The sequence below is a fragment of the Zooshikella harenae genome (genome assembly GCF_018837975.1).
Lineage (GTDB): Bacteria > Pseudomonadota > Gammaproteobacteria > Pseudomonadales > Zooshikellaceae > Zooshikella > Zooshikella harenae.
This window is the reverse complement of the sequence record NZ_JAGSOY010000001.1, coordinates 109181-132047: the sequence shown is the minus strand read 5'-3', so window position 1 is coordinate 132047 and position 22867 is coordinate 109181. Positions and strand designations below refer to the sequence as shown.

Below are 22867 nucleotides of genomic sequence, written 5' to 3'. Positions count from 1 at the left end.
GAATATATGAGTGTAACTAACGATAACCCATCATTTGCAGGCTAACATTAAGCAGAAATCCTTCCTAATAGGTTATACCTTCCTTTTTTAGCCTAATGAGCTAGCCTGCAACCAATAGTTTTTAAGTGTTACTCAGTGCATTTCGCAATGGGTATTTGGATATTTTTATTGGTTTACAAGGTTGTTTATGGGCAATTCATTGCGCATTCTTGATGATAAAACCGCATTAGTAGCAAGTGCAGAGTGTTGGATAGAAGGACGATCCGTTCAACAATTACAAACAACAGCAAAATTAGAGGGTATGCGTCGGGTTGTAGGTATGCCTGATTTACACCCAGGACGAGGTTATCCGATAGGTGCGGTTTGCTGGAGTACTGAACAGTCGTTGTATCCGGCTTTAGTGGGTAATGATATAGGTTGTGGTGTTGCTTTTTTTTGTACTGACGTATTGGTACATCGTTTGAAGCTGACTAAGTTAGAAAAACAGCTGAGTCAATTACCCTCATTGGTAGAAGATGAATATTATTCATTTCTGCAACAGTCGGGAATACCTGATTTACCTGAGAATAGATCATTAGGGACCGTTGGCGGCGGCAATCATTTTGCAGAGCTTCAGCAAGTGGTTGAGATTTATGAAAACGTAGAGTCTTTGGCAGTGGCTAAAGATCGACTTTATTGTCTAGTTCACTCAGGTTCCCGTGGTTTAGGGCAACAAATTTTGGCGAACCATATTCGCGAGTTTGGCCATAAGCCATTATCAAGTCAGCAGGCTCAGCAAGCTTATATTGAACAACATAATCAGGCTTTGACCTGGGCAAAACTAAATCGAGCGTTAATTGCTTTGCGTATTCAAAAGGCAATGAAGTGTCAAATGCATTGTTTATTGGATGTGGCACATAATTTAGTGAGTCCTGTGTGTATTAACGGTGAATCAGGTTGGTTACACCGTAAAGGAGCTGTTCCTGCCGACCAAGGCTCCGTGGTTATTCCGGGTTCAAGAGGAGACTATAGCTATTTAGTACAACCTCATGAGGACTGGAGAAGTTTAAATTCATTAGCACATGGTGCAGGGCGAAAATGGCAACGTAGTGAGTGTTATGGACGACTAAAAAAACGTTACACAGTAAGTGCATTGCAACAAACCAAAATTGGTGGTCGTGTTATTTGTGATAATCGTGAATTATTGTTTGAAGAAGCACCTGAGGCGTATAAAGATATTAACCATGTTATAGAAACGATGGAGCATTTTGGCTTATTAACAAAGATAGCTAAATTAAAACCTGTTATTACGTTTAAAAAGCCTTATGATTAATTGCTTGATATATGGTTTTATATTTTTTGTTTCTTGAATAAAGTAAAAGGAGATTGCTGATCTCCTTTTTACCCCAAAAAGATGGATTGATTTATTTAATATCAAATCGCCAAGGGGTTGACTCATTCCCTGCTTGATCAGCCGCTATGACACAAAGTACTTGTGGTAACTCTTCTCGCTTAAAGAAAAAGTTGGTCCAAAATGGAATACGGTAACCTTCAGGGTTTTCACAATCAATTGAATCTGGTTTCCCCTGTTTTACTTTAAATAAACTGACCTCTGGTGGTAAATAACCAAGCTGTACAAATACACTATCGTTTCCAGGAGAAATATGTAATGGTGGTTTCACTGTGGGCGGTGTGCTATCAAGCTTTTTATGGGCCATTGTCGCATGTTGTGGTGATTGCCAGCTTTCAGAGTATTCTGGACTATCACCACCTATAACGCATAAAAAGCGATAACCTTCTTGAATACCAAGCGTATCTTGAATAACTGGTTGAAGTGTTGTTGAGATAACACCACTATAGTCGTATAGATCTTGGCAGGCCGCATGAGATGAGGTTACTTTATACCGATAATAGTCGTGGCCTTTGACGGTAGCTTCCCAGCTTGGATAATGGGCTATGCCTTGGTCATCTAATTCTGGTTTGGCATCACCGTAACGATAATCTAATGTGACACTATTACCCTTATCGAGAGTACAAGAGGATGCATTTAGCTCAAAAACACCATTTACAAAACAGTTTTTAAACTGTGTAACTGGAAAGGCATAATTGCTGTCCTCTTGTTTTTCTACGCGACTCTCAGTGAGTTCACAGGGAGCACCATTAAAGCACACAGCATATTCGCTACTACCTGCTGTTGTTGTATTTAAAACGCCGACAACTTCATTTGTGTATCGATTGATTACGGGCGAGCCTGAACTTCCGCCTTTAATATCATGACATTTATTGCGTTGGGCTGAAAACCAATTCCAATGGGCTTCGATAACATCATGAGTTGATTCTTGAGTACAGGCTGCGATGCGCATATAGGACTGATCATAAGGTACGCCATCAGTTGGTGCACCAATGATAAGAATGTCGTTGTTTTCTGGTAAAACTTCTGTTGCAAGCTTCATAGGTGTAATACCTGCTTGCTTTAACTCTCCAACGGTAGCGGATAGTTCAATAATAGCTAAGTCATGGCCCCGCATGGTTGCCCATTTTATTGTTTTTGCAGGATAGGATTGTTGTTGTTCTTTTGTATCAATGAAATAGTTAAAAATGACAGAACCTGATGTTTCTTTATTAAGTTGAAACTCATTTTCATTCCAAACACCTGTACAGTGTCCGTTAGTTATGACATAGGCTGGTCCACTATCATTACCTGTATCGATAAATGTACCTGTGCAGGTCATGCCACCACTGACAGACACGCGGGCAATAGCACGCCAGTGATTATGTTCTCCCTGTTGGTTATTGAGTAGTGTTGAGTCGCTGAAATTAACAAGACCTTCACCCCAGTCATAGTGATTAATTGAGGCGATTGTTGTCGTAAGAGGAGATAATAGGGTTGTAGTGAATAAGCTGGAAAGAATGAAAAAACGTCCATTTTTTCTTAGTAACATGTTTTTACTCCAGTTAGTCATGAACTGTTGTACTATGTTACTAAACATGTGCTCAATAATAAGCACCAGTTGTCGTGCAGCTTGTGGAACTTATCGGTCGGGAGACAAAAGAGAATAGTCGTGTTGCATGTAAGCAGCCTTAAAGAAATTATTTATAGATATACCCTTCACAAATCATTTTTAGGCTTTGTTGTCAGCGTTCTTGAAGACCAAGGATGGTGGGAATGCAGTTTATGCAGGAGCATTTAACTGCCACCCCAGTCACTTATTAATATAAGCTCCTGGGGCTTCATCACTTGACGGCCGCGCCTAAAACCCTTCGCTATGGGTATTATTTCTCTAAGGCTGCTTTTTAGGAAGTGGACTTACTTTAGTTAACACTTAATTTATTTAGACTGAGCCATGACTGAATCTAAACCAAAGTTATATTTTTTTAGATTACTGTTATGCTTTTTGGAAAACTGTTTAAAGTCGATACTTTCCCAGTTTCCTTTTCCAAACCGTTTTAAGTACTCCTTAACAGCATCTTTCTTGATAACACTCATTTTTGAGCGAATGGATAGGCCTTCGTCAGCAAAATCGATACCATTAAAGTAGTCATAGAGCATCACTGCAACCCAGCCTCCTTCCATAAAATGACCGCCAACAGTGACTGACATGGTTCCTTGGCTTACTGCTTCCATGCCTTCTTTACTTAAATCCACTCCGCCAGTAAAAATATCCTGGCCAGGTGTTTTTCCTAGTTTCTTAATCGCATCGACAATACCAATTGACATAAGATCACTAGCAGCCCAAGCGACTGAAGCTTCTGGGTAACGTTCGTAAAGTTTTGTGAATTTTATAGTTGCAGTGTCTTTATCCCAGTTTGCAGGAACAACTTGTTTAAGTACGGCATCACCACGTTTCATGGCTTTCTTTAAGCCCTTGTTACGTTCAATCGCAGCACCATCAGCACTATGGCCTGAAATAGCGATTACATGAACTTTGCCATCTTTGCCTAATTTCCCTGCACTTTTTGCCATATCAACAAGTGTGTTTGCTAGGTTTGCTCCTGCACCTTGGTCATCGGGTAACATTTCTCCTAGCCAAAACTTATATTTTGCTCGAGGCATACCAACATCGTTTGCATGGTCACTGGATATACCTGAATTAAATAAGAAAACGGGCACTTTGGCTTCTTCGGCTGCTTTAATGAGTTGGTAGGCTGATTTTTGAAAGTTGGGGAATACGACGGCATCAACCTTTTCTTTAATAGCTTGCTGAAAAGCTGAAATCATATTGTCACGGCGTCCTTCTGCATAGAACACTTTGAGCTCCATACCTAAGTCTTTACAAGCTGCATGCATAAAGCTCTCAACAGGCCCCCAGAATGAATCTCCTGCGGAGCGAGTAGTAATAAGTGCAAGCGTTTTGGCATTAACCGCACAGGTGGTAATTAGTAGTAAGCAAATTAATGAAATACGTTGTATTGTTGCAACCATAACGGGCTCGCTCCTGACGCTGGATTGATAGTAAGGTTGGTTGATGTCATCGATCTTGCTATACATTTCAAAGAAGTCTTAGTGTAGCTTTTCTTCTTTTCAGTGAGGTTCAATCTGTATAGCGGTTTTACATTTGTATAGCAGTCATTTGTATTGATTGCGACTTATTGGGGGAATATATACTTTGCTATGGGTATATATTAGCCAATTATATAACATATTTTTTGAATATTAATGAAGAATATATTTAAATATTGCCGCTCAGCATGAATGTTGTTGATCTTTGAGAAGTTACAGCTAAAGCTAAATAGCTATGTTTGTACCTAAACCATCCTGAATTAAGGCTATATCTTCTCTTCATTGATGAATAACGCCTACAAACTTCTTTTATGAAGTTATATTAAATAATTATTATGTTAATTTGGATGACACAAAGTGCATTATGTACTACTGGATTTGGAGGATAAGTCCATGCCGTTGTTGTGGTCTCGAACGTTTTTATTCATAGTAAGTTATTTTTTATGGGGATGGATAGGGTTTGTTATAACGCTAAATACGTCTTATGCGGCAGAAACGACACAGGTTAATCCAAAGGTATCCGTTGAAGAAAAAATAGCGCCATTGAGTGATAAAGAAGTTCGATCATTACTGATCGAGAAAATGACGGCTGATGCTGAATCACGGAAAAGTCAGCATATGTTTAACACGTTTCGTGACCAAGCGGGTTTATTTAGACATCGTTTTAAAGCAATTAAAGCGGGTTTGAATCAGTGGCCTGAAATATCTGATCAACTTTATCAAAACATTTTGGCAGAGCAAGGTGGAGGTTTTGCTCAGTTTTTGATGTTTACTATTGGCATGTTGCTGTTTGGCGTATTAGTCGAGAAAGTGTTGGGTATTAAACTGAATCAGTTTAATCAGCGTATTTTAACTCAAGAATCACATGAATGGACGACCGTCCTGGGTTATTTTTTGCTGCGCGTTTGTTTTAATTTGATGAGTGTCGGCTTTTTTGCTGCGGGCTGTGCTTTATTTATATTTTGGATTGAGCTATTTGAGGGTACTGAAAATGCAATGCTTTCAGTCCTCTATGCAATTATAAACATCCGGATCGTTTATGTATTATCTAGAGCGATATTTGCGCCTCATAGCAAAGGTATTAGACCGCTTCCTTTGCAGTGTATGGATGCTGCAAGATTCCATCATTGGGTTATTTTATTCAGTGTCATATACTTTTCCATGGGGGAAATATTCACTCTTGCGTTAGCCCATGGTTTGCCGCAGGTGTTAAATGATTTTGCTGTCTCTACTCTGGTGGGTATTCTATTAGCAATGCTGGTTATTATTTTTGCCTGGCGAGAACGAAAACTTATTGCTGAGTTGTTTAAAGAAAAGCTAGCACAACCTAAGGAGAAGGAGCAAAAAGACTGCTCAACTGCAGTACAAATTGTTGCACAAGCATGGCCTTTTTTATTTACCTTTTGGATTATTGCACTTTGGGGGGTTTGGGCGATGAATTTAATCGCAGGCAATTATGAGCTTGCAAATAAAGTCAGTATCGCCTGGTGGATTACGCTGTTCTTTCCTTTAATTGACCGGATTTTTTACCGCTTGCTGCTTAAAATCATAACGATTAACTGGCTGCAAAGTAGAACATTCCCAGCGCGTTCCTACCGCTTTGTTCATGTCTTACAGTTAGGTTTCCGTATATTGCTTATTGGCTCTGCCATTATTGCGTTAGCAGAATCCTGGGGGTATGGTGCTTTAGCGATATTGAATACTGCAGTAGGTCAGCGAGTGATTTATGCTGCTGTGGATATCATGATTACGCTGTTAATGGCGTATATTGCTTGGGAAGTTATCCATTCACTGATAGAGCGTAAATTACCAGAGCCACCATCTGAAGATGAGGCTGGGAATTTGGAAGGTGAAGGTGGTGGAGCAGGGGCATCACGTGTTGAAACATTTCTACCGTTATTAAGAACTTTTTTACTGGCTGTTATTGTTGTCACTGTCATCATTACCATTTTACAGTCGCTTGGGGTGCAAATAGGACCATTAATTGCTGGAGCAGGCGTTGTTGGCATAGCAATTGGCTTTGGCGCCCAAAAACTTGTACAAGATATTATTTCTGGTGTGTTTTTTCTGTGGGATGATGCTTTTAGACGAGGTGAATATATCGAAGCTGCAGGCTTAAGAGGCACGGTTGAGCGTATATCTATACGATCAATGTGCTTGCGTCACCATTTAGGAGCTGTTCAAACGTTGCCTTATAGTGAGATTGCCACAGTCGTTAATCTAAGTCGTGATTGGGTAACAATGAAGTTAGAACTGCGCTTGCCCTATGATACTGATCTTGAAAAGGTCCGGAAAATTATCAAAAAAGTTGGACAGCAAATGGCTGAAGACCCTGAGTACGGTCAGCATTTTTTATTGCCACTCAAATCACAGGGTGTTACGCGAGTTGAAGAGTCAGCATTAATTGTTCGTATGAAGTTTACATGTAAGCCAGGTGAGCAATGGGTGATTCGACGTGAAGCTTATCGTAGAGTGAAGGAAGCCTTGGAAGAGAATGGTATTAAGTTTGCGCATCGTGAAGTACGTGTGCAATTTCCAGATGAAGGTGAAGATGGATCAGCAGCGACTGGTAATATGCCGTTGCCATCTCATATTGCTAAATCAGCGGCTGCTATAGCGGCTGTACTGGCTGCAGACGAAATCAAAAAGCAAAATAGAATTGACGATAATAAAGCGGATAGCTTTGACCAAGATGAAGGCGATATTTAAAGAAAAGTGCTTAAACTTAGGCATATCTCTTTATTCTGGTGATAAGCATGGCTCTGGGCTAACGGTTAACTGAGAGCAATCATCATATTATCCCTTGCTATGGATACATTGGCTGGCAACTGTGGTTTATGGGTGAGTAAGTAATTATCCATTTGATGACTAATATGTGTCAGCCAGCTCTGTTTGGGGCTGAGCTGCTCAATAATCTCAAGGGCCATAGTCAGATTATTATGACTTTTGGGGTGAGTATGCTCAGGGCTGTGTGTGCAATCCAAAATTATATAATCAGGAGCAAACTGTTTTAAAAATTTCATGGATTCATCAGGCAAGCCGACAGTGTCTGTTAAATAAGCAAGTTTCCCTTGTGGATGGGTAAAACAATAACCTTGAGTTGGTTTGGAGTGTTGGAGGGGGACTGTGGTAATGGTCATTCCACACAAAGTTTGTGGTGTAAAGGGGTTAATTATAGGATGGAAATCGATGAGTCCTGGGTTTTTGAAAAGGTCATCACACCCATGAGGATCATTGGGGCCATACACAGGGATTTTTTTTCCTGTTCCCCACCGGATTGAGAATAAACCTGCGACATGATCCATATGGTAGTGAGTGAGGAAAATAGCCGTAGGTGGATGAGCACGGCAGTGCATATCTAAATTAGGCAGCCCTGCATCAAGTAATAAACTATGACCTGCAACATCAAGCTGAGCACAACAAGGTGCTCGTCGATAGCCTTCATGCGCTATGGCAAGCGAACATGCTGCGCAGTTGCAACCAAATAGTGGTACTTTTCCGGCGTCTGCTGTTCCTAAAAAAGTTAATTTCATCAACTTATTAGGCTCCCCAATCCGAATAGTGAATGACTTTACTTAGCGTATTACATGCACTCATTATAGCTGGTTGGAAAGCCTTTAAGTGATTTGGTTTTATTGATAATAAAAAATATCAGCTAAAAAGGAGGTTCAAAAGGATCATTTTCGGGTAAGCAGTTTTTGTTATTTCCTAGTAGTAATGAGTGTCCCGTGATATTTTCTATAGCTTCAATATTATGGGGATGGTACAAAAGCTTAGTAATTGCAGAAGAATTAGTGTCTAACTTACTAAATTTTTTTGTAAACTCAAGGTAATAGTGCATTCTTAGCCATTGAATAAGTACGAAGTCTTTGAACAGTTTTTCGTTATTAATTTTATTGTAATAGCTCGGATGGTTTGTTTTGGCATGCCTTAAGTAAAGCTGTAAGTGATACATATAGGCTGTGGCACTATCTCTAGCATTACTTGCCCCATAGCCATCAACAAATTCGCCGACAATACCGACACCTGCTAACCCCATTAATCCTGCATTGAGTTCACTTAATACGCCCTGCATTAAATAATTACCCTGCACGCTATCACGTAAATAAATATCATCCCAGGATTTAGTTGCATTACCTTCAATTAATGGAAGGATTTCTTTACGAGGAAATCCCTTATGTATTGGTACTTTTGGCTGCCAGTATTGATTAACAAAGGCGGTAAGATTTTGCTCCCAGTCTGTTCTTTTTGAGTTCAGGTCATACATGTGAGTCTCTTCATGAATAGCAACCATAAGTGACTCAGCCATTTTTCTAAAGCTCGTTTTATCAATAAACTGTGAAAAATAAGGGTCATTTGCTTGTGCTCTAACTAGCATAGCCCCACTTGGCCAACGTCTATCGTAAGTTGATTTTAGGGTGGAGAGCCAGTTTGTACCATGAAATTGACTAATTAAATCAGATAAATCCGATTTTGGAGTTTGTGTTTCTTGGTAACAATAACCTGTTTTTACACTTAGGTGTTCCGTATTTGATGTTAGTTTTATGGTATGTATTAAATATTTAGGTCTAATTTGAACAATGTAGATGCCTTTCTTTACAATGTAAATACTACAGGTGCTATGGCCTTTGTTATCAATTTTTGTAAACTGACAGGTTAAGTGTTCATAATTAGGATCCTCGACAACATTGATTTCTAGGTTATCTTCAATACCTGTCATTGAAGTACTGAATGTTAACGTGGTTTCATTTTGAGGTATGAGTATAGTGTAATTTATAGCCGTGTTGTTTGTTAATGGTGAATAAGAATGTATCTGAGCATTTACAGTGATAGGAATTATTAAATTCGGTTTGGTAGTGAGAGCATGGGTGATCGATGAAAGAGAAAGATAGTATATCAGAATAGATAAACTAAAAACCTTATATATCATGATTTATTCCTCCCTGTGATTTTGATGTTACTTTTTTAGAATGTAGTTTTTGGTTGTTTTTGGTTAAAGTGTTTTTGATGCTTGGTTGGTATCTAAGGGAATTAATTTAACAAGGTTTTTTTGGTGTGATTTTAGGAGTAAAGGCTTTAATAAGAAGTAAGAATAGGATGGTTTTATGCTTTATCGCAAATAAACTTTTTTTAACAGTAACATGATGAAAAATAACTACATACTTAACAAGATGGTTAATGGTATTAAAGGAGATGCTTTGTTACTAATGGATACATTTAATTATTTTGCGAGTATGCATTAATATCCAGCCAAAGTCGTTTGTCATCTAGAGGTGTCTCTTTAGGGAGGATAGGATTATCTATTTCAAACACCTTCCGCTTTTTAAGTTTGGCTCTTTCAAGTAATGGTTGATGGTATTCAAGGAAAAGTTTATCGAAGCTTCCATCTTCAATGGCAATATTTAAACCTTTATTGAGTAGGTAAGCTAAATCTCTGTCTTTTTTATTTACGAAATAGTAAAAGGCTGTAGGATATTTGATAATGATTGAGGACTCAACCACAATACCTCGTTGGGCATGGTTTTTTGCTTCTGCCCAGATTTCTACAATTGAACGGGGAAAATAATCAAAGCGATGAAGGGAAAGCATACGAAACAATCCCTCATACGATGCAACGCCAAGAACTTTAAAGCCATTTTGTCTAAGAATTGCTGTGTCCGGCCAGTCGTGACCTTGTCCAGCAGTTAAAAGTTTGAGTTGAGCCAGAGATTCAACCGTTTGAAAAAAAATAACTCGGTCATCATTAACTAATGGTAAACGCCATCCAATAAGTCCTTTATAAATTGGAATTCTAATGGGTTGTAAATCAGTCTCTCGTTCGTTGGAAGTCATTGACCAAACAACATTAACCTGTTCGCCTGCGGCTAACATCTTTAAGGCCCTACCTTGTAGCATTACATTATTACTACTCGTTAGGTGAAAAGGTGCCCCTGACTTTTCCAGTCCAAGTGCTAGCAACTTGGATGGGTAAGCAGTTCGTTGGTCATCACTTGTTACAGGCCTTGGGTAGATAACATCAATTTTCTCTGATGCATTACAGGCGTAACTAAGTGCTCCCAATATTAAACTAACGCTGATTTTAAGTAACCTTGGCATGTTTTGACATCAAAACGAACATAATTATAACTGTATCTGCATTAGTATAGCGTATTAGCGGGTAGAAAGATTTTTTACACTTTTTTCAGGTTTCTCATTCGCTGCAGTTTGTGGAACTCAATTTTAACTTCAATATTTTATTAGTTGTTCTGTAACAGTTTTAGGTGTTTTCTAACCAGTTGGTCTGCTAAGCGTGTGGTTTGAGGTTGTCTATAACGGTTACTGCATTTGAGTACCCAGTCAATAGCATCCTGATGGTTGGTGAGATGACCTGGGGAGACAAAAACAGGTTTGATATTGTTTTGTGTACATACCACATTGCCAATCACTTGATTATCTGCCTGGATTGGAGAAGTATTGCCACGAACAAATAGAGGAGGTGTATATTCTCCCCAGTAATGTGTTTTAGCACATCCTATAGTGGGTATCTCCAGTAACACACCCAAATGGCTAGCTAACCCAAAGTGGCGAGGATGAGCAATGCCTTGGCCATCACAGATTATTAGGTCTGCAGCTTGGTTCAGTTTTGCTAATGTTGGAAGAATGGCGGGAATTTCCCGAAAGGAGAGTAATCCTGGTTGATAAGGGAAAGCACTTTGATGGTAAGTGACATGATATTCTATAAGTTCTAATGAGTCTGCATTAAGTAATACAACGCCAGCGACAACGAGTTGGTGATCTGTATCGTATGCGACATCAACTCCTGCTACAGTATTTATGGTTTTTTCAAGCGGTCTAAGTTTTACATAATTTGACCACTCATCTTGTAATTGTTGAGCCTGATCTACCGTTAAGTCCCAAGAATGGCTTTTGTGCATATTCATAGTCAGTTTTTATACCTATTGTGTTGTCTTATGCAGAATCATTAGTTTTTCGTATATAGAGTTCATTTCTACTAATACTTGAAAATAATTATTAGTTTTTGTTAACAACGAGCCCCTTCTATTATTACCAAGCTTCCTCTTATCAGCGTTCTCTAGGTAAGAATTTTACCAGAAAGATAATTAATGAACGTACTTAACTATATAGCTAGGTAATGATTTATAGATAATAAGGCTACTAATTGAATAAAAATTAGACTTTTTAAAAATCAAAGATGACGATAAGAAGATTCTGTAAGTATTTATCACAGTCTTGCTACCGAGTTTATAGTCATTAAAACCTTATTATTTTACTTAAAATAATGTGACTGAATTAAAGTTTTGGTTGTTTTTTGAACTATGTATTTTTGTTGAAAAAGTTATTTATATCCTACCTAGCTTTTTAGAAAGTGTATTGATGTTGCATGTATAATAAATTAATGTGGAAACTACTTAAAAATATGTCACTTTTTGCTAAGTTTATAGCGCATATATTTAGGTAATAATACCTATGACGTCTTTTTTGTGGAAGACATGTTTTTCTTTAATTGAGACATCTACGAAAACAATAGACTTAACTCAAGTCTGTTCAATATATAGACAAATAAAATATATAGACAAATAAAATAAATTATTTTTGCCTACATAATACTTAGGTGGCTTATATGAATAACGAAGAAGTAGTACAGAGTAGTTCTGTAGAGAATAACGTACAGAAGTCGACATGGACAAAAAATGATGTGAGTTGGGTATTAAGCCTGTTTGGGACAGCGGTTGGAGCAGGCGTTCTCTTTCTACCTATCAATGCAGGAATGGCAGGGTTTTGGCCATTAGTTATTATGACAATTTTAGTTGGTCCTATGACCTACTTGGCACACAGAGGGCTATGCCGGTTTGTACTATCATCTGGAAAGCCTGGAAGTGATATCACTCAGGTTGTGGAAGAACATTTTGGTCAAGGAGCAGGAAAACTAATAACCATTCTTTACTTTTGTGCTATTTATCCAATCTTATTAATCTATGGTGTTGGTATCACAAATACCGTCGACAGTTTTTTAGTGAATCAGCTTGAAGTTGCCTCTCCCGCGCGCTGGATTCTATCACTAGTGTTAATAATGGGTATGATGTCTGTCATGCTATTAGGTGAGAAGTTTATGCTGAAAGTGACTCAGCTTTTGGTGTACCCACTAATCACTATTTTAGCTGTATTATCTTTTTGGCTGATTCCTGAGTGGAATTTGAGTTCATTGTCAGATATGCCCAGCTTAAGCTCAATTGGTGTTACTTTGTGGCTTACAATACCAGTGCTTGTTTTTGCCTTTAACCACTCTCCAGCAATATCAAGTTTCGCTTTAGCTCAACACCGTGAATATGATAATAAAGCAATCCATAAGTCTGAACGTATTTTATTTGCTAATGCAGGCTTGTTATTGGGCTTTGTTATGTTATTCGTATTTTCATGTGTATTAAGTTTAAATCCTGCTGAGTTAGCAGAAGCTAAAGCACAAAATATTTCTATTTTATCTTACTTAGCCAATAAGCAAGACAGTCTGATTATTTCTTACATAGGGCCTGTTGTGGCATTTCTTGCTATTGTTAGTTCATTTTTTGGACATTATTTAGGTGCTAGAGAAGGATTAAATGGCATTATTTCTCAACAAGCTAAAAGTGCAGGTATTAACATTCCTCAAAAAACTGTAAATCTGATAACAATAGTATTTATTATTGTAACACTCTGGATTGTTGCCATTATAAATCCAAGTATTTTGGGAATGATTGAGTCTTTAGGTGGGCCAATCATAGCGGCTATATTATTCATTATGCCTATGATAGCCATACGTAAAGTTGCTGCTATGCAAAAATACCGTGGGGTATGGACTAATGTATTCGTCTCAATAATGGGTTGCATCGCAATTTCTGCAATTTTATATCAATTGGTGGCATAGCAGGTCCTTTAATGGCCTTGTGGAGTAGGCATCATGTTTAGTGTTCTTGACTTATTCAAAGTAGGGATTGGACCATCAAGTTCGCATACTGTTGGTCCCATGCTTGCCGCTTATCAATTTATAGGAAAGCTGGCAAAGCAGGGAAAGCTATCTCAGGTAACCTCTATCCGGGTTGAACTGTATGGCTCATTAGCTTTAACGGGCAAGGGGCATGGTACTGACCAGGCAGTTATTCTTGGTTTACTTGGTTACAAGCCTGATAGTGTTCCTACAGAAATAATCACTGAATTGCTGGCAAGCGTTGCCGATAACCAAAAACTTGATTTACCAGGGGGACCATCGGTCCCTTGGTTTTCTCGTAGTATTTCTTTTATTCCTGAGCCATTACCAAAACATGAAAATGGTATGCGCTTTATAGCCAAAACTGGGCAGAATCAGCAGATAAAAGAAATATATTATTCTATCGGTGGTGGGTATGTTGTCACGGATGAAGAGTACAGTAGGGATGCTACTCCCACAGAACAAGAGCTTCCATATAAATTCAGATCTGCAGAAGAGTTATTGCTTCAATGTGATAAACATGGGTTAAGTTTAAGTCGAGTTATTTACTTAAATGAACTCTCATTTTATGAAAAGTCAGCTGTTGCGGCTAAATTGAAAGTAATATGGAATGTAATGCAGCAAGCAATTGCTCGAGGAATAGAGACTGAAGGGTATCTTCCTGGCCCAATTAAAGTGCCTCGTCGGGCTGCAGCCTTACATCGTTATCTCTCTGCAAATAATGCGCTTTCTGTTGACCCGATGACAATTTTAGACTGGGTTAATATGTATGCATTGGCAGTGAGTGAAGAAAATGCTGCTGGTGGCAGGATTGTGACAGCACCAACAAATGGTGCAGCAGGAATAATACCTGCTGTTTTGGCTTACTATGATAAGTTTGTTCATCCTGTAGGAGATTTGGAATTGAACGCTTATTTCATGGCTGCAGGTGGTATTGGTCAGTTATATAAAATGAATGCATCAATATCTGGCGCAGAAGTTGGTTGCCAGGGAGAGGTGGGAGTAGCATGCTCTATGGCGGCTGCTGGGCTGACCGAAATTATGGGCGGTTCACCACAGCAAGTTGCTGTTGCTGGAGAGATAGGCATGGAGCATAACCTAGGATTAACCTGTGATCCTGTTGCTGGGCAAGTACAAGTACCTTGTATTGAGCGCAATGCTTTAGCTGCAGTGAAAGCAATTAATGCAAGTCGAATGGCATTGCGTCGCTCATCTTCTCCAAAAGTCTCTCTTGATAAAGTAATAGAAACTATGTATGAAACAGGAAAGGATATGCATAGTAAGTATCGAGAAACGTCTCAAGGAGGACTTGCTGTTAAAATTATTGCACGTTGTTAAACTAGTTTCCTTTGTTTATAACGACATTATTTGTTAACGGAGCTATCAGCGAGTACTTTATTAATAATGTATTCTTTTTGAGTAGGTATAAATGAAGTACTCGCTTTATTTGGTAATAAAAAATTTCACAGATAAATTATATACAGTGATTCATTAACGTTAGTATATCCTGTGCGAAGAGTATTTTTTGTGACGTATATGAAAAGTGATAATTTGCCTTCCTTGGCTGTTTGCTAGTAAAGATTATTTTCAAGATATGGACCCAATCGAAGTACAACTCGAATATGATATGAGTGCTGTATCACTACATTTCTGGTATTGAGTTGCTAGATTGATTTACAATTATATTTACAACCTTTTGTTTTATCATTTCGTTATAAAAAGTTTCATTAGATAACATCTCTCGTGTGATATAAGTTCTTGCGTAACGTTCTCCCAGATACATGAGTGCTAGGAATAGTAGAACAAGGAAACAGAGCGCTTTAAATGGTGTTAATAAAGCAATTAATCCACCAGCAAGTAGCCACTTAGTATTCTTTTTAGCTTTTTTCAGCTTTAAGAAGGCTTTGTGAATATTGGGATCAGTCTGATGTTGCAAGAGTATTTCTAATGCTTGCTCCATATCAAACTGAATACGAACATTGCCTTTGTGGTATGCTTGTATAAAGCTATCATGCGTTGGGGCTGTCATAGGAACCTCCTGAAGTCGCAGTAGATACCTTACGAAATAAGACATATTATGTCAATAGTTTAATTGCTGTATATTCGGCCAGCCTAAATATTAAGGTGATTATTTATTAGGTGTTGTTAATTTACTGATAATGCTGCTTTGCAACGGTTTGTTATTGTTAATAGCGAGAGGATCATAAGAACAGCTAATAGGCAATTGATTAAATAGGTTGGTGTGCTAAAGGAAAGTAAAATAGCTAGCAATCCAAATGAAAAAGCCCGGTCACTTTTACCCATTGGCCCATCATAAGCCCGATGATGACTTATAACCATCGCAAGGATACCTGTTGTTTCTGCAACAATTGCTAGTATTACGAAGATGATGACGAAAGGCGCATAGGTATTTTCAATAAGTGCAAAGGGAAGATATAAAGCTGTATCCGAAATAATATCGCTTAACTCATTAATTAATTGTCCAAGTTTTGTTTCCATGTTGTGTTGTCTAGCTAATAAACCGTCAATTGCATTAAGCGCCATTCTTATGAATAAGACAAAAGGAAGTAGTAATAATAGAGCTGTGTTTGCAGGGAATAATGCAACTAAACTCCCAAAAATAATTGACATAATTAATGCGGAAATAGTTACTTGGTTTGGCGTATATCCAGCTTGTGCAAGCTTATTAACGATAGGTTGTAATAGTTGTTGAAATTTAGGTTTTAAATCATAAATTGTTGGCATAGCATTTTTTTCTTAATAAAAGTTGGTTAGTCCAAAATAGTAACTATATTATTTTGGTGGCTTATTATAACATATACTTTTTTCATTTTTTCCACTTCTAGTAGTATATTATTAGTTGTTGTTTATAAACAAATATAAAAATTAAAGTATAGTTATACACTACAATAAGTAATAAATATTAATGCCACGATTAAGTAACCTAACTGTTAGGTTAAGATTTACGCTATTGGCTAATCTTATTTGGTAAACTTCTTGAGAGTAGAAGGGAATCAGATTATGGTATTGGCTTACAAGGTGCGCTCACGTTTATTATTGTTATGGGTTATGCTTTTAAGCCTAATGGGTCCAGGCATTACTGGTTGTGCCACATCGAATAATACCTTTAGTACTGATAAGCAACAATTAGCACAACAGTCTATATTGAGTGCGTTGTGGGTCTATAGTGCAGGTGAGTACCGTGCTTTATGTCATCAAGCGTTTAATATCGCAAAACTTCAGCTTGATAGGCGGTTGTCTTACCATCGGGGTATAGATAAGCCATTGGCTATTATTGTTGATATAGATGAAACAGTATTGTCAAATGTTCCCTACTTTAATCGTCTTATTGCTGAAGGAGAGGCATTTCCCAGTGGTTGGAAAGCATGGGTGGGGGAATCAACCGCACAAGCTGTGCCTGGAGCTTTAGCATTTTTGAAATACGCAAGGTTTCGAGGCGTTGAGGTCTTTTATATTAGTAATAGATCTATGAGGGATGGACTGACAGCAACAATTGATAACATGGTGAAAATGGAGTTCCCATTTGCTGATCAGCATCACTTATTGTTAAAGAAAGCTTCAGGGAATAAACAACCAAGAAGAGATAGAGTTGAACAAACTCATGAAGTTATTTTATTAATAGGCGATAATTTAAATGATTTTTCATTGATTTTTACTGATAAACCGACGATACAACGAAATGATGCTGTTGATATGATGGGTAGTGAGTTTGGTAAGCGTTTTATTATGTTGCCTAATCCTGTTTATGGGGACTGGGAGGGAGCATTATATAATTATCAGTGGAATACTTCGAATGCACAAAAATTGAAAATACGAGAGCAATATTTTAATCAATAATTTAATTACTACTCGCAGAGAGCACTTTGTTAATAAGTCGCTGCTGCCATAATGTAAAAAGGTGTTTATTTTCAGTACCCATTGGTGGTTCGTCTACTCCAAAAAGAACAGAAGTATTTTCGTACTCAAGTAGTTCTTCCACAAAGCCGAAGACCTCATCATCTTCGTAGTCAACTATCCACACACCACTCACTGACTCAAGTTGCGGAATGTTTAGATTATTTACATCGTAAAAATGAGGTTGGTAGCCATATTGAGTTAAAGAGCGAGCAACTTTTTGTCTTTTCTCTGTACACTGAATTAGTAATCTTACGTTGTATGTATTGCTGTGTGTCGCTTCAGGTAAGTATTGAGTAACTAAGTCAGTAATTTCTTTGGATCTGAAAGGAATATTAACACATGCACTGGCTCCTAGAATGGGGGCAAGTTCGCTTAAGTAGTTTTCTCCACGTTCGTTGATAATGATAATGGGTGTTTCTTTGTTGCTAAGATTATCTTTCAGCATTTTAAGCATGCTTAAGCAGGTAAGTCCTTTTATATCAGAGCAAATGAAAATAAGGGTAGGTTGGTAAGAGGCTAACATTTTAATTGCTGAAGTTGAGTCGGTTGCAACTAAAACATCAATAGGTAAGTGATTACTGAGTATCTCCAGTAACTTTGAAGCACATAAGCTATCCCCAATGATGAGAGATCGTTGGTCTGATTGTAAAGGATTGACTGGGGCTAGTGGTATGTTTACCTGTTGATTAGAAAGTGAGCTATTAATATTATCAATGGTTTTATTCATTGTACTGCCTTATCAAAGGTCTCTTATTGCTAAAATCAATCTAATCAATAGTAGCTAATACACGTATGTTTTTTTTGGTTACGCTTTGTAGGAAAGTGAAGCATTAGTTTTGATAGCTGCTTGCTTCTACTACAAAAATGTCACACGATATATTGTGGTCTAACAACTGATGACTATTAGACAATATAGGCCTACGACTTGAAACTAGTTCATTCTGATAGGTTGAATCAAATCAACAAAATAATTTTTAATTTGAACTGGTTCGATGTGTTGTTTAGGTGTGGGTCAACTATTGTCTTTGGGGTTGTTACTGTTAACTATCATCGGTAATCTTTTTAGCCAATATTGGATAATATTTATACACTCATTGAGGGGGAAGAATGAGTGTTGCTAAACGTCCTTGTTGATTAATTTATACTCAACAGCTGTAAAGATGCTGTATTGTACAAATATCCTTTCAAAGTAAGATATTCTATTTCTTCCAGTTTAAAATTACTTTTCCGCAGTTTCTGGAGTTCATAATTTCAAAACCAGACTGGAACTCATCTATGTGATAATGGTGAGTAATGACTGGAGAAATAGGCAAACCGCTTTGTAGTAGAGCCAGCATTTTATGCCAGGTTGTAAACATCTCTCTGCCATAAATCCCTTTTAGGTGAAGTCCTTTAAAAATAACATTGTCCCAATCAATAGAAACATGTTCTGGAAATATACCAAGTAAGGCTATTTTGCCGCCATGACTTATATTTTTTATAAGGGTTTGCAATGCGTAGGCATTGCCTGACATTTCTAGAGCAATATCATATTCATGCTCTACACTGTCTAGGGGGGTATGTAGTACATTTACAGTGTGGGTTGCACCCATTTTATCAGCTAATGCTAAGCGATATTCGTTCACATCTGAAACAATAATGTTTTTTGCACCAACATACTTGGCTATTTGAGTAGACATTAATCCTGTAGGGCCTGCTCCAGAGATAAATACGGATTCACCAATAAGGTCAAAGGAAAGGGCTGTATGTACTGAATTCCCTAAAGGATCAAAAATAGCGGCAATTTCATCAGGGATTTCTTTAGGTACTTTTATAATATTTTTGGCAGGAAGAGAAACATACTCCGCAAAAGCACCTGGACGGTTTACACCTAAGCCGACAGTATGTGCACATAGGTGTGACTTGCCGGTTCTGCAATTTTTACAATAATCGCAGGTGATATGGCCTTCTCCTGAAACACGCTCACCTACTTTAATATTTTTGACATCTTTCCCCACTTCAACAACATGACCTACAAATTCATGTCCAATATGCATTGGCACGGGAATTGTTTTTTGTGCCCATTTGTCCCAGTTATAGATATGTAAATCTGTGCCACAAATTGCAGTAACATCAACTTCCACAAGAACTTCATGTGGATCAATTGTTGGTACGGGCACATCTTCCATCCAAAGGCCGGGTTCAGGTTTTGATTTTACTAAAGCCTTCATGATACACCTGCTGCGAAAATACTTCCTTATCTATGCAAACAGAAACAGATAAAAAAATTGGTGATTACTTTAAATAGTTAAAAGTGGTTTGTATGTTAAGTATCATCAATCTTGTCCAAGAATGTGCTTAACTAAGTTAATACCATTAACTTTAACCGATTTATTTTACGGCTAAGTATGGCAGGTTAAATAATAGCTGTCCTGGGCGTATATTGACTCTCCCGTTCAAAATGATTCCTCTGATTACATGGTTTGTATTCCTTGTAACTATTTAGTTTGCGTTATTAAATTCTCAAGACCGCATACAAAATGACTATGCAAATACTCTTTAATTACTTTATGTACGACAAATTAAGTGTTAAAGAGCAGGGCAGGTTTCTTTTGATAGCTATCCACTCCTGGTTTATATGTCCTGCAAGTATGTGTTTATTATCTCTAAGATATAAGCTGTTACAGACATATACTCAGTAATGTAGAAGTAAGAGATATCAATATATTCAGGGAATGGGAACTGGCACTACAGCAGCATATCCGGCTCTGTATACAAAAATACCCATTGCAAGTTTCGGTACCCTGCACCTTTAAGATAAAGTGAGAAGTGCCAGGTTAACCTGAGTTTTGTTTTTGTTTCAATCGAGTTACCTGCATACTAGTACTTGGCACTTACTGCTCGATTATAATCAAAAGAATGATTTGTTTCGAGAGTATGAGAATTTGTAACCAATTATATGAATTTATTGTATAAGATTTGTGAATATCCAGTAAAATGAGTGTTGCCTAAGAATTACTCAGTGTATAGATATACACAACTAACAATGTATAATGTAACAGTTTTATTGAATTAATGCTACTATAGAATCACGCCAATAAGGAAGTTCAAACCATTACGGATAGTAGTTACTATATGAAGTGTATAAAATTTAAACTTTTACTGCCTATATTATTGATGCTGCTTGCCACCAAGGGAGCTGCATTCTCAGTAGAGCCCGATAAGGTTCTGCAGCTTCCGACACCAGACGAAACCTGTGAAGGTGTAAAATGGTGTGATTGGATTGCTGTTAAGAAAAACTGGCCACAGGCTAGAAGTAGTAAATCTTTGCTCAAGATTTCGAATGAGCTTTTTGAGGTGAGCATTCCACAGGGATTTAATTATCAGCATATTTACGGTGGACTTCCTTCTTACTCATTACTTTATGATGATTTTAGAATTGGTATTTCTGTAAAACAGACGCCAGAACCTATAGCAGGTAAACATGCGGACCTGATAAAATCGGCAAAAGAAAAACAAGGTAAAAATCAATTGGTTCCTGTTGATCTTTTTAAGATTGCTTATTTGAATACTAAAAAAATAAAAGAGCCTAAAAATTTATATCAAAAAACAATTTGGCGGTTGGCATTTTTGTATAAAGCGTCAGAGCAGCTTATCAGTGTTCCAGAGTATTATACTATTGATAATATTTCAGCTTATATGATGGAAGTTAAGCGTGGAAAAGTTAAGTATAGAGTAACAATTGTGACTACAATAAATGAGCAAAATAAATATCTAAAAATAATTGATGATGGTGCTCCAAAACAACTTGTTTTAGATATTCTTAGTAGTGTGAGATTAGTTTCAAATCAGCATCGATATGCATTTAAAAAGCATAAGTCCATTTTATTAAATGGCTTTTCCTGTTGTGATGTGTGACTATTTAGAACCAGAGTGTTTTCCTGGATTTTTTAGTTGTTGGTTTGAAAGTTTATAGTAAATAAACACTATTAAGATGTTTATCAATCCAGCAATTAAAAAAATATTAGACTGCCTATTTATAGGGCTGTATCTAATTATTTTTATCAGCCAAAACACCCAATAAACATAAGATGATGAGCAGTACAGGGAATAAAGTTTGGTTATTAAATGATGAAATTGCGGCATGTAAGTATGAAGGAAAAACGATAATCGCTAGGCCACTAAAGATTAAACAAAGAGTAATAAGTAGTAATGACCTTAAGAAACTATTTAATGATGATAAACGTTTACGTAAGTAGCGGGAAAGTTGACTACCAAACATCATCAATAGCACAGCAATAATGCTTAAGGATATCTCATCAAGATAAGATCGTGCCCACTGTGACATTGAAGTTACTGTACTAATGATTACATTCATATTAATTACATAAAGTTTTCTAATAGTGTATTAAGGTATAGCAGTCCTTTTGGAGTTGCCTGTAGTTGATTTGAAAATGGCATTAACAAAGATTGCTTTTGTGCAGAGTCTAATTGATTATAAATTGATTGCAATGGTTCGCCAGTTCTGTCTAAAAAATAGTGACTTGGTACACCATTATTAAGTCGTAGAGTATTCATTAAAAATTCTAATGGACGTTCTTCTGGTAGAACATCTCGATTACCTGCCAAGTAACTTTTACTAAGGTCCAGATAGTCTTTGGGCATCCTGGTTTTCCAGAAACGATATATTTTATTTTTGTCGGGTAAGGTTATTTTGCCATGTGCGCCAGCACCAATTCCCAAGTAGTCACCAAATTCCCAATAATTCATATTATGTGCAGATTTATGCTTTTCTTTTGCATAAGCTGAAATTTCATACTGTTGAAAACCTGCTTTATGAAGCAGGTTCTGACCAGCTTGCTGGATTGCAAATAGACTATCATCATCGGGTAGTTTTGGCGGTTTTGAAAAGAAAACTGTATTGGGTTCTATTGTCAGTTGATACCAGGAAATATGCATAGGTGATAATGAAATAGCCTGGTTTAAATCAAAGAGGGCGTCATCTATCGACTGTTGTGGCAAGCCAAACATAAGATCTATGTTGATATTGTCAAAACCTGCTTTTTTCGCCATGTCGATGGCTCGCAGCGCTTCCTGAGAATTATGAATTCTACCCAAGCGTTGTAATTGTTGGGACTGAAAACTTTGCACGCCAATTGATAAACGGTTAATACCTATTTGGTAATAGCTACTAAACTTCGCTTGCTCAAAGGTTCCTGGGTTTGCTTCAAGGGTGATTTCAATATCATCGGTAAAAGGAATTTTCTGCTGTATTTCTTTTAGCAAATAATTAAAACTTTTTGCTGAAAATAAACTGGGAGTTCCGCCTCCGATAAAAATACTTTGTAGTGGACGCCCTTGAGCTAAGTATAGATCAGCCGTTAAATCATCAATAAGCGCCTGACAATATTCCCTTTCGGGGAGGCTATCCTGAGCTGTATGTGAGTTAAAGTCACAATATGGGCACTTTTTTATACACCAGGGTATATGAATATATAAGCTTAGAGGCGGTAACTTTAATGACATAG

At 37.4% G+C, this 22867-nt stretch carries 18 protein-coding genes; 6 read left to right on the top strand and 12 right to left on the bottom strand.

Annotated elements, in window-relative coordinates:
- The first annotated feature begins 187 nt into the window (after positions 1–187).
- Positions 188–1312, top strand: a complete 1125-nt coding sequence (locus tag KCG35_RS00550) for an RNA ligase RtcB family protein (RefSeq protein ID WP_215817706.1) — start codon at positions 188–190, stop codon at positions 1310–1312.
- A gap of 91 nt (positions 1313–1403) precedes the next feature.
- On the opposite strand, the gene KCG35_RS00545 is transcribed toward KCG35_RS00550, so the two are convergent.
- Positions 1404–2921, bottom strand: coding sequence for a trypsin-like serine peptidase (locus KCG35_RS00545; protein ID WP_215817705.1), 1518 nt, complete (start codon positions 2919–2921; stop codon positions 1404–1406).
- 386 nt (positions 2922–3307) lie between these two features.
- Positions 3308–4402, bottom strand: coding sequence for an ABC transporter substrate-binding protein (locus KCG35_RS00540; RefSeq protein WP_215817704.1), 1095 nt, complete (start codon positions 4400–4402; stop codon positions 3308–3310).
- 471 nt (positions 4403–4873) lie between these two features.
- Between KCG35_RS00540 and KCG35_RS00535 the strand changes: the two genes are divergently transcribed.
- Positions 4874–7189, top strand: a complete 2316-nt coding sequence (locus tag KCG35_RS00535) for a mechanosensitive ion channel family protein (protein ID WP_215817703.1) — start codon at positions 4874–4876, stop codon at positions 7187–7189.
- 65 nt (positions 7190–7254) lie between these two features.
- Here KCG35_RS00535 and phnP read toward each other — a convergent pair whose 3' ends face one another.
- The 4 genes from phnP to nfi all read right to left on the bottom strand — a co-directional run bounded on the left by phnP (position 7255) and on the right by nfi (position 11400).
- Positions 7255–8013 (bottom strand): phosphonate metabolism protein PhnP, encoded by a 759-nt coding sequence (gene phnP, locus KCG35_RS00530; protein ID WP_215817702.1) that lies wholly within the window; start codon positions 8011–8013, stop codon positions 7255–7257.
- A 122-nt stretch (positions 8014–8135) separates the two neighbouring features.
- Positions 8136–9410: a hypothetical protein gene (locus KCG35_RS00525; protein WP_215817701.1), complete on the bottom strand. Its 1275-nt coding sequence runs from the start codon at positions 9408–9410 to the stop codon at positions 8136–8138.
- A 287-nt stretch (positions 9411–9697) separates the two neighbouring features.
- On the bottom strand, positions 9698–10576 hold the full coding sequence (locus tag KCG35_RS00520) for a substrate-binding periplasmic protein (RefSeq protein ID WP_215817700.1): 879 nt from the start codon (positions 10574–10576) through the stop codon (positions 9698–9700).
- A 140-nt stretch (positions 10577–10716) separates the two neighbouring features.
- Positions 10717–11400 (bottom strand): deoxyribonuclease V, encoded by a 684-nt coding sequence (nfi, locus tag KCG35_RS00515; protein WP_215817699.1) that lies wholly within the window; start codon positions 11398–11400, stop codon positions 10717–10719.
- 701 nt (positions 11401–12101) lie between these two features.
- Between nfi and KCG35_RS00510 the strand changes: the two genes are divergently transcribed.
- The gene (locus tag KCG35_RS00510) at positions 12102–13382 is read left to right on the top strand and encodes an aromatic amino acid transport family protein (protein WP_215817698.1); all 1281 of its coding nucleotides are present in this window, start codon (positions 12102–12104) and stop codon (positions 13380–13382) included.
- A gap of 33 nt (positions 13383–13415) precedes the next feature.
- Positions 13416–14780 carry an L-serine ammonia-lyase gene (locus KCG35_RS00505; RefSeq protein ID WP_215817697.1) on the top strand — a complete coding sequence of 455 codons (1365 nt, stop codon included), beginning with the start codon at positions 13416–13418 and terminating at the stop codon, positions 14778–14780.
- 304 nt (positions 14781–15084) lie between these two features.
- Here the strand turns inward: KCG35_RS00505 and KCG35_RS00500 are convergent, their stop codons facing one another.
- Positions 15085–15471: a hypothetical protein gene (locus tag KCG35_RS00500; RefSeq protein ID WP_215817696.1), complete on the bottom strand. Its 387-nt coding sequence runs from the start codon at positions 15469–15471 to the stop codon at positions 15085–15087.
- A 116-nt stretch (positions 15472–15587) separates the two neighbouring features.
- On the bottom strand, positions 15588–16187 hold the full coding sequence (locus KCG35_RS00495; RefSeq protein ID WP_215817695.1) for a CDP-alcohol phosphatidyltransferase family protein: 600 nt from the start codon (positions 16185–16187) through the stop codon (positions 15588–15590).
- Positions 16188–16463: 276 nt separating this feature from the next.
- On the opposite strand from KCG35_RS00495, the gene KCG35_RS00490 reads away from it, so the two are divergent.
- Positions 16464–17300 (top strand): 5'-nucleotidase, lipoprotein e(P4) family, encoded by an 837-nt coding sequence (locus KCG35_RS00490; protein ID WP_215817694.1) that lies wholly within the window; start codon positions 16464–16466, stop codon positions 17298–17300.
- Position 17301: 1 nt separating this feature from the next.
- Here KCG35_RS00490 and KCG35_RS00485 read toward each other — a convergent pair whose 3' ends face one another.
- The gene (locus tag KCG35_RS00485) at positions 17302–18087 is read right to left on the bottom strand and encodes a PleD family two-component system response regulator (RefSeq protein ID WP_215817693.1); all 786 of its coding nucleotides are present in this window, start codon (positions 18085–18087) and stop codon (positions 17302–17304) included.
- A 472-nt stretch (positions 18088–18559) separates the two neighbouring features.
- Positions 18560–19570, bottom strand: coding sequence for an L-threonine 3-dehydrogenase (gene tdh / locus KCG35_RS00480; protein WP_215817692.1), 1011 nt, complete (start codon positions 19568–19570; stop codon positions 18560–18562).
- 904 nt (positions 19571–20474) lie between these two features.
- Between tdh and KCG35_RS00475 the strand changes: the two genes are divergently transcribed.
- Positions 20475–21257, top strand: a complete 783-nt coding sequence (locus KCG35_RS00475) for a hypothetical protein (RefSeq protein WP_215817691.1) — start codon at positions 20475–20477, stop codon at positions 21255–21257.
- 133 nt (positions 21258–21390) lie between these two features.
- Here the strand turns inward: KCG35_RS00475 and KCG35_RS00470 are convergent, their stop codons facing one another.
- Entirely contained in the window at positions 21391–21717 is a 327-nt protein-coding gene (locus tag KCG35_RS00470) for a DUF3392 family protein (protein WP_215817690.1), read from the bottom strand.
- Between the two features lie 5 nt (positions 21718–21722).
- A complete protein-coding gene (gene hemW / locus KCG35_RS00465) occupies positions 21723–22865 on the bottom strand; it encodes a radical SAM family heme chaperone HemW (RefSeq protein WP_215817689.1) in 1143 nt (380 codons plus the stop codon).
- Positions 22866–22867: the final 2 nt, after the last annotated feature.

What these genes read in the sequence shown, in the direction of transcription:
- KCG35_RS00550 (WP_215817706.1), top strand. Translation starts at nt 188, where the DNA reads ATGGGCAATTCATTGCGCATTCTTGATGATAAAACCGCATTAGTAGCA.
- KCG35_RS00545 (WP_215817705.1), bottom strand. Translation starts at nt 2,921, where the DNA reads ATGTTACTAAGAAAAAATGGACGTTTTTTCATTCTTTCCAGCTTATTC.
- KCG35_RS00540 (WP_215817704.1), bottom strand. Translation starts at nt 4,402, where the DNA reads ATGGTTGCAACAATACAACGTATTTCATTAATTTGCTTACTACTAATT.
- KCG35_RS00535 (WP_215817703.1), top strand. Translation starts at nt 4,874, where the DNA reads ATGCCGTTGTTGTGGTCTCGAACGTTTTTATTCATAGTAAGTTATTTT.
- phnP (WP_215817702.1), bottom strand. Translation starts at nt 8,013, where the DNA reads ATGAAATTAACTTTTTTAGGAACAGCAGACGCCGGAAAAGTACCACTA.
- KCG35_RS00525 (WP_215817701.1), bottom strand. Translation starts at nt 9,410, where the DNA reads ATGATATATAAGGTTTTTAGTTTATCTATTCTGATATACTATCTTTCT.
- KCG35_RS00520 (WP_215817700.1), bottom strand. Translation starts at nt 10,576, where the DNA reads ATGCCAAGGTTACTTAAAATCAGCGTTAGTTTAATATTGGGAGCACTT.
- nfi (WP_215817699.1), bottom strand. Translation starts at nt 11,400, where the DNA reads ATGAATATGCACAAAAGCCATTCTTGGGACTTAACGGTAGATCAGGCT.
- KCG35_RS00510 (WP_215817698.1), top strand. Translation starts at nt 12,102, where the DNA reads ATGAATAACGAAGAAGTAGTACAGAGTAGTTCTGTAGAGAATAACGTA.
- KCG35_RS00505 (WP_215817697.1), top strand. Translation starts at nt 13,416, where the DNA reads ATGTTTAGTGTTCTTGACTTATTCAAAGTAGGGATTGGACCATCAAGT.
- KCG35_RS00500 (WP_215817696.1), bottom strand. Translation starts at nt 15,471, where the DNA reads ATGACAGCCCCAACGCATGATAGCTTTATACAAGCATACCACAAAGGC.
- KCG35_RS00495 (WP_215817695.1), bottom strand. Translation starts at nt 16,187, where the DNA reads ATGCCAACAATTTATGATTTAAAACCTAAATTTCAACAACTATTACAA.
- KCG35_RS00490 (WP_215817694.1), top strand. Translation starts at nt 16,464, where the DNA reads ATGGTATTGGCTTACAAGGTGCGCTCACGTTTATTATTGTTATGGGTT.
- KCG35_RS00485 (WP_215817693.1), bottom strand. Translation starts at nt 18,087, where the DNA reads ATGAATAAAACCATTGATAATATTAATAGCTCACTTTCTAATCAACAG.
- tdh (WP_215817692.1), bottom strand. Translation starts at nt 19,570, where the DNA reads ATGAAGGCTTTAGTAAAATCAAAACCTGAACCCGGCCTTTGGATGGAA.
- KCG35_RS00475 (WP_215817691.1), top strand. Translation starts at nt 20,475, where the DNA reads ATGAAGTGTATAAAATTTAAACTTTTACTGCCTATATTATTGATGCTG.
- KCG35_RS00470 (WP_215817690.1), bottom strand. Translation starts at nt 21,717, where the DNA reads ATGAATGTAATCATTAGTACAGTAACTTCAATGTCACAGTGGGCACGA.
- hemW (WP_215817689.1), bottom strand. Translation starts at nt 22,865, where the DNA reads ATGTCATTAAAGTTACCGCCTCTAAGCTTATATATTCATATACCCTGG.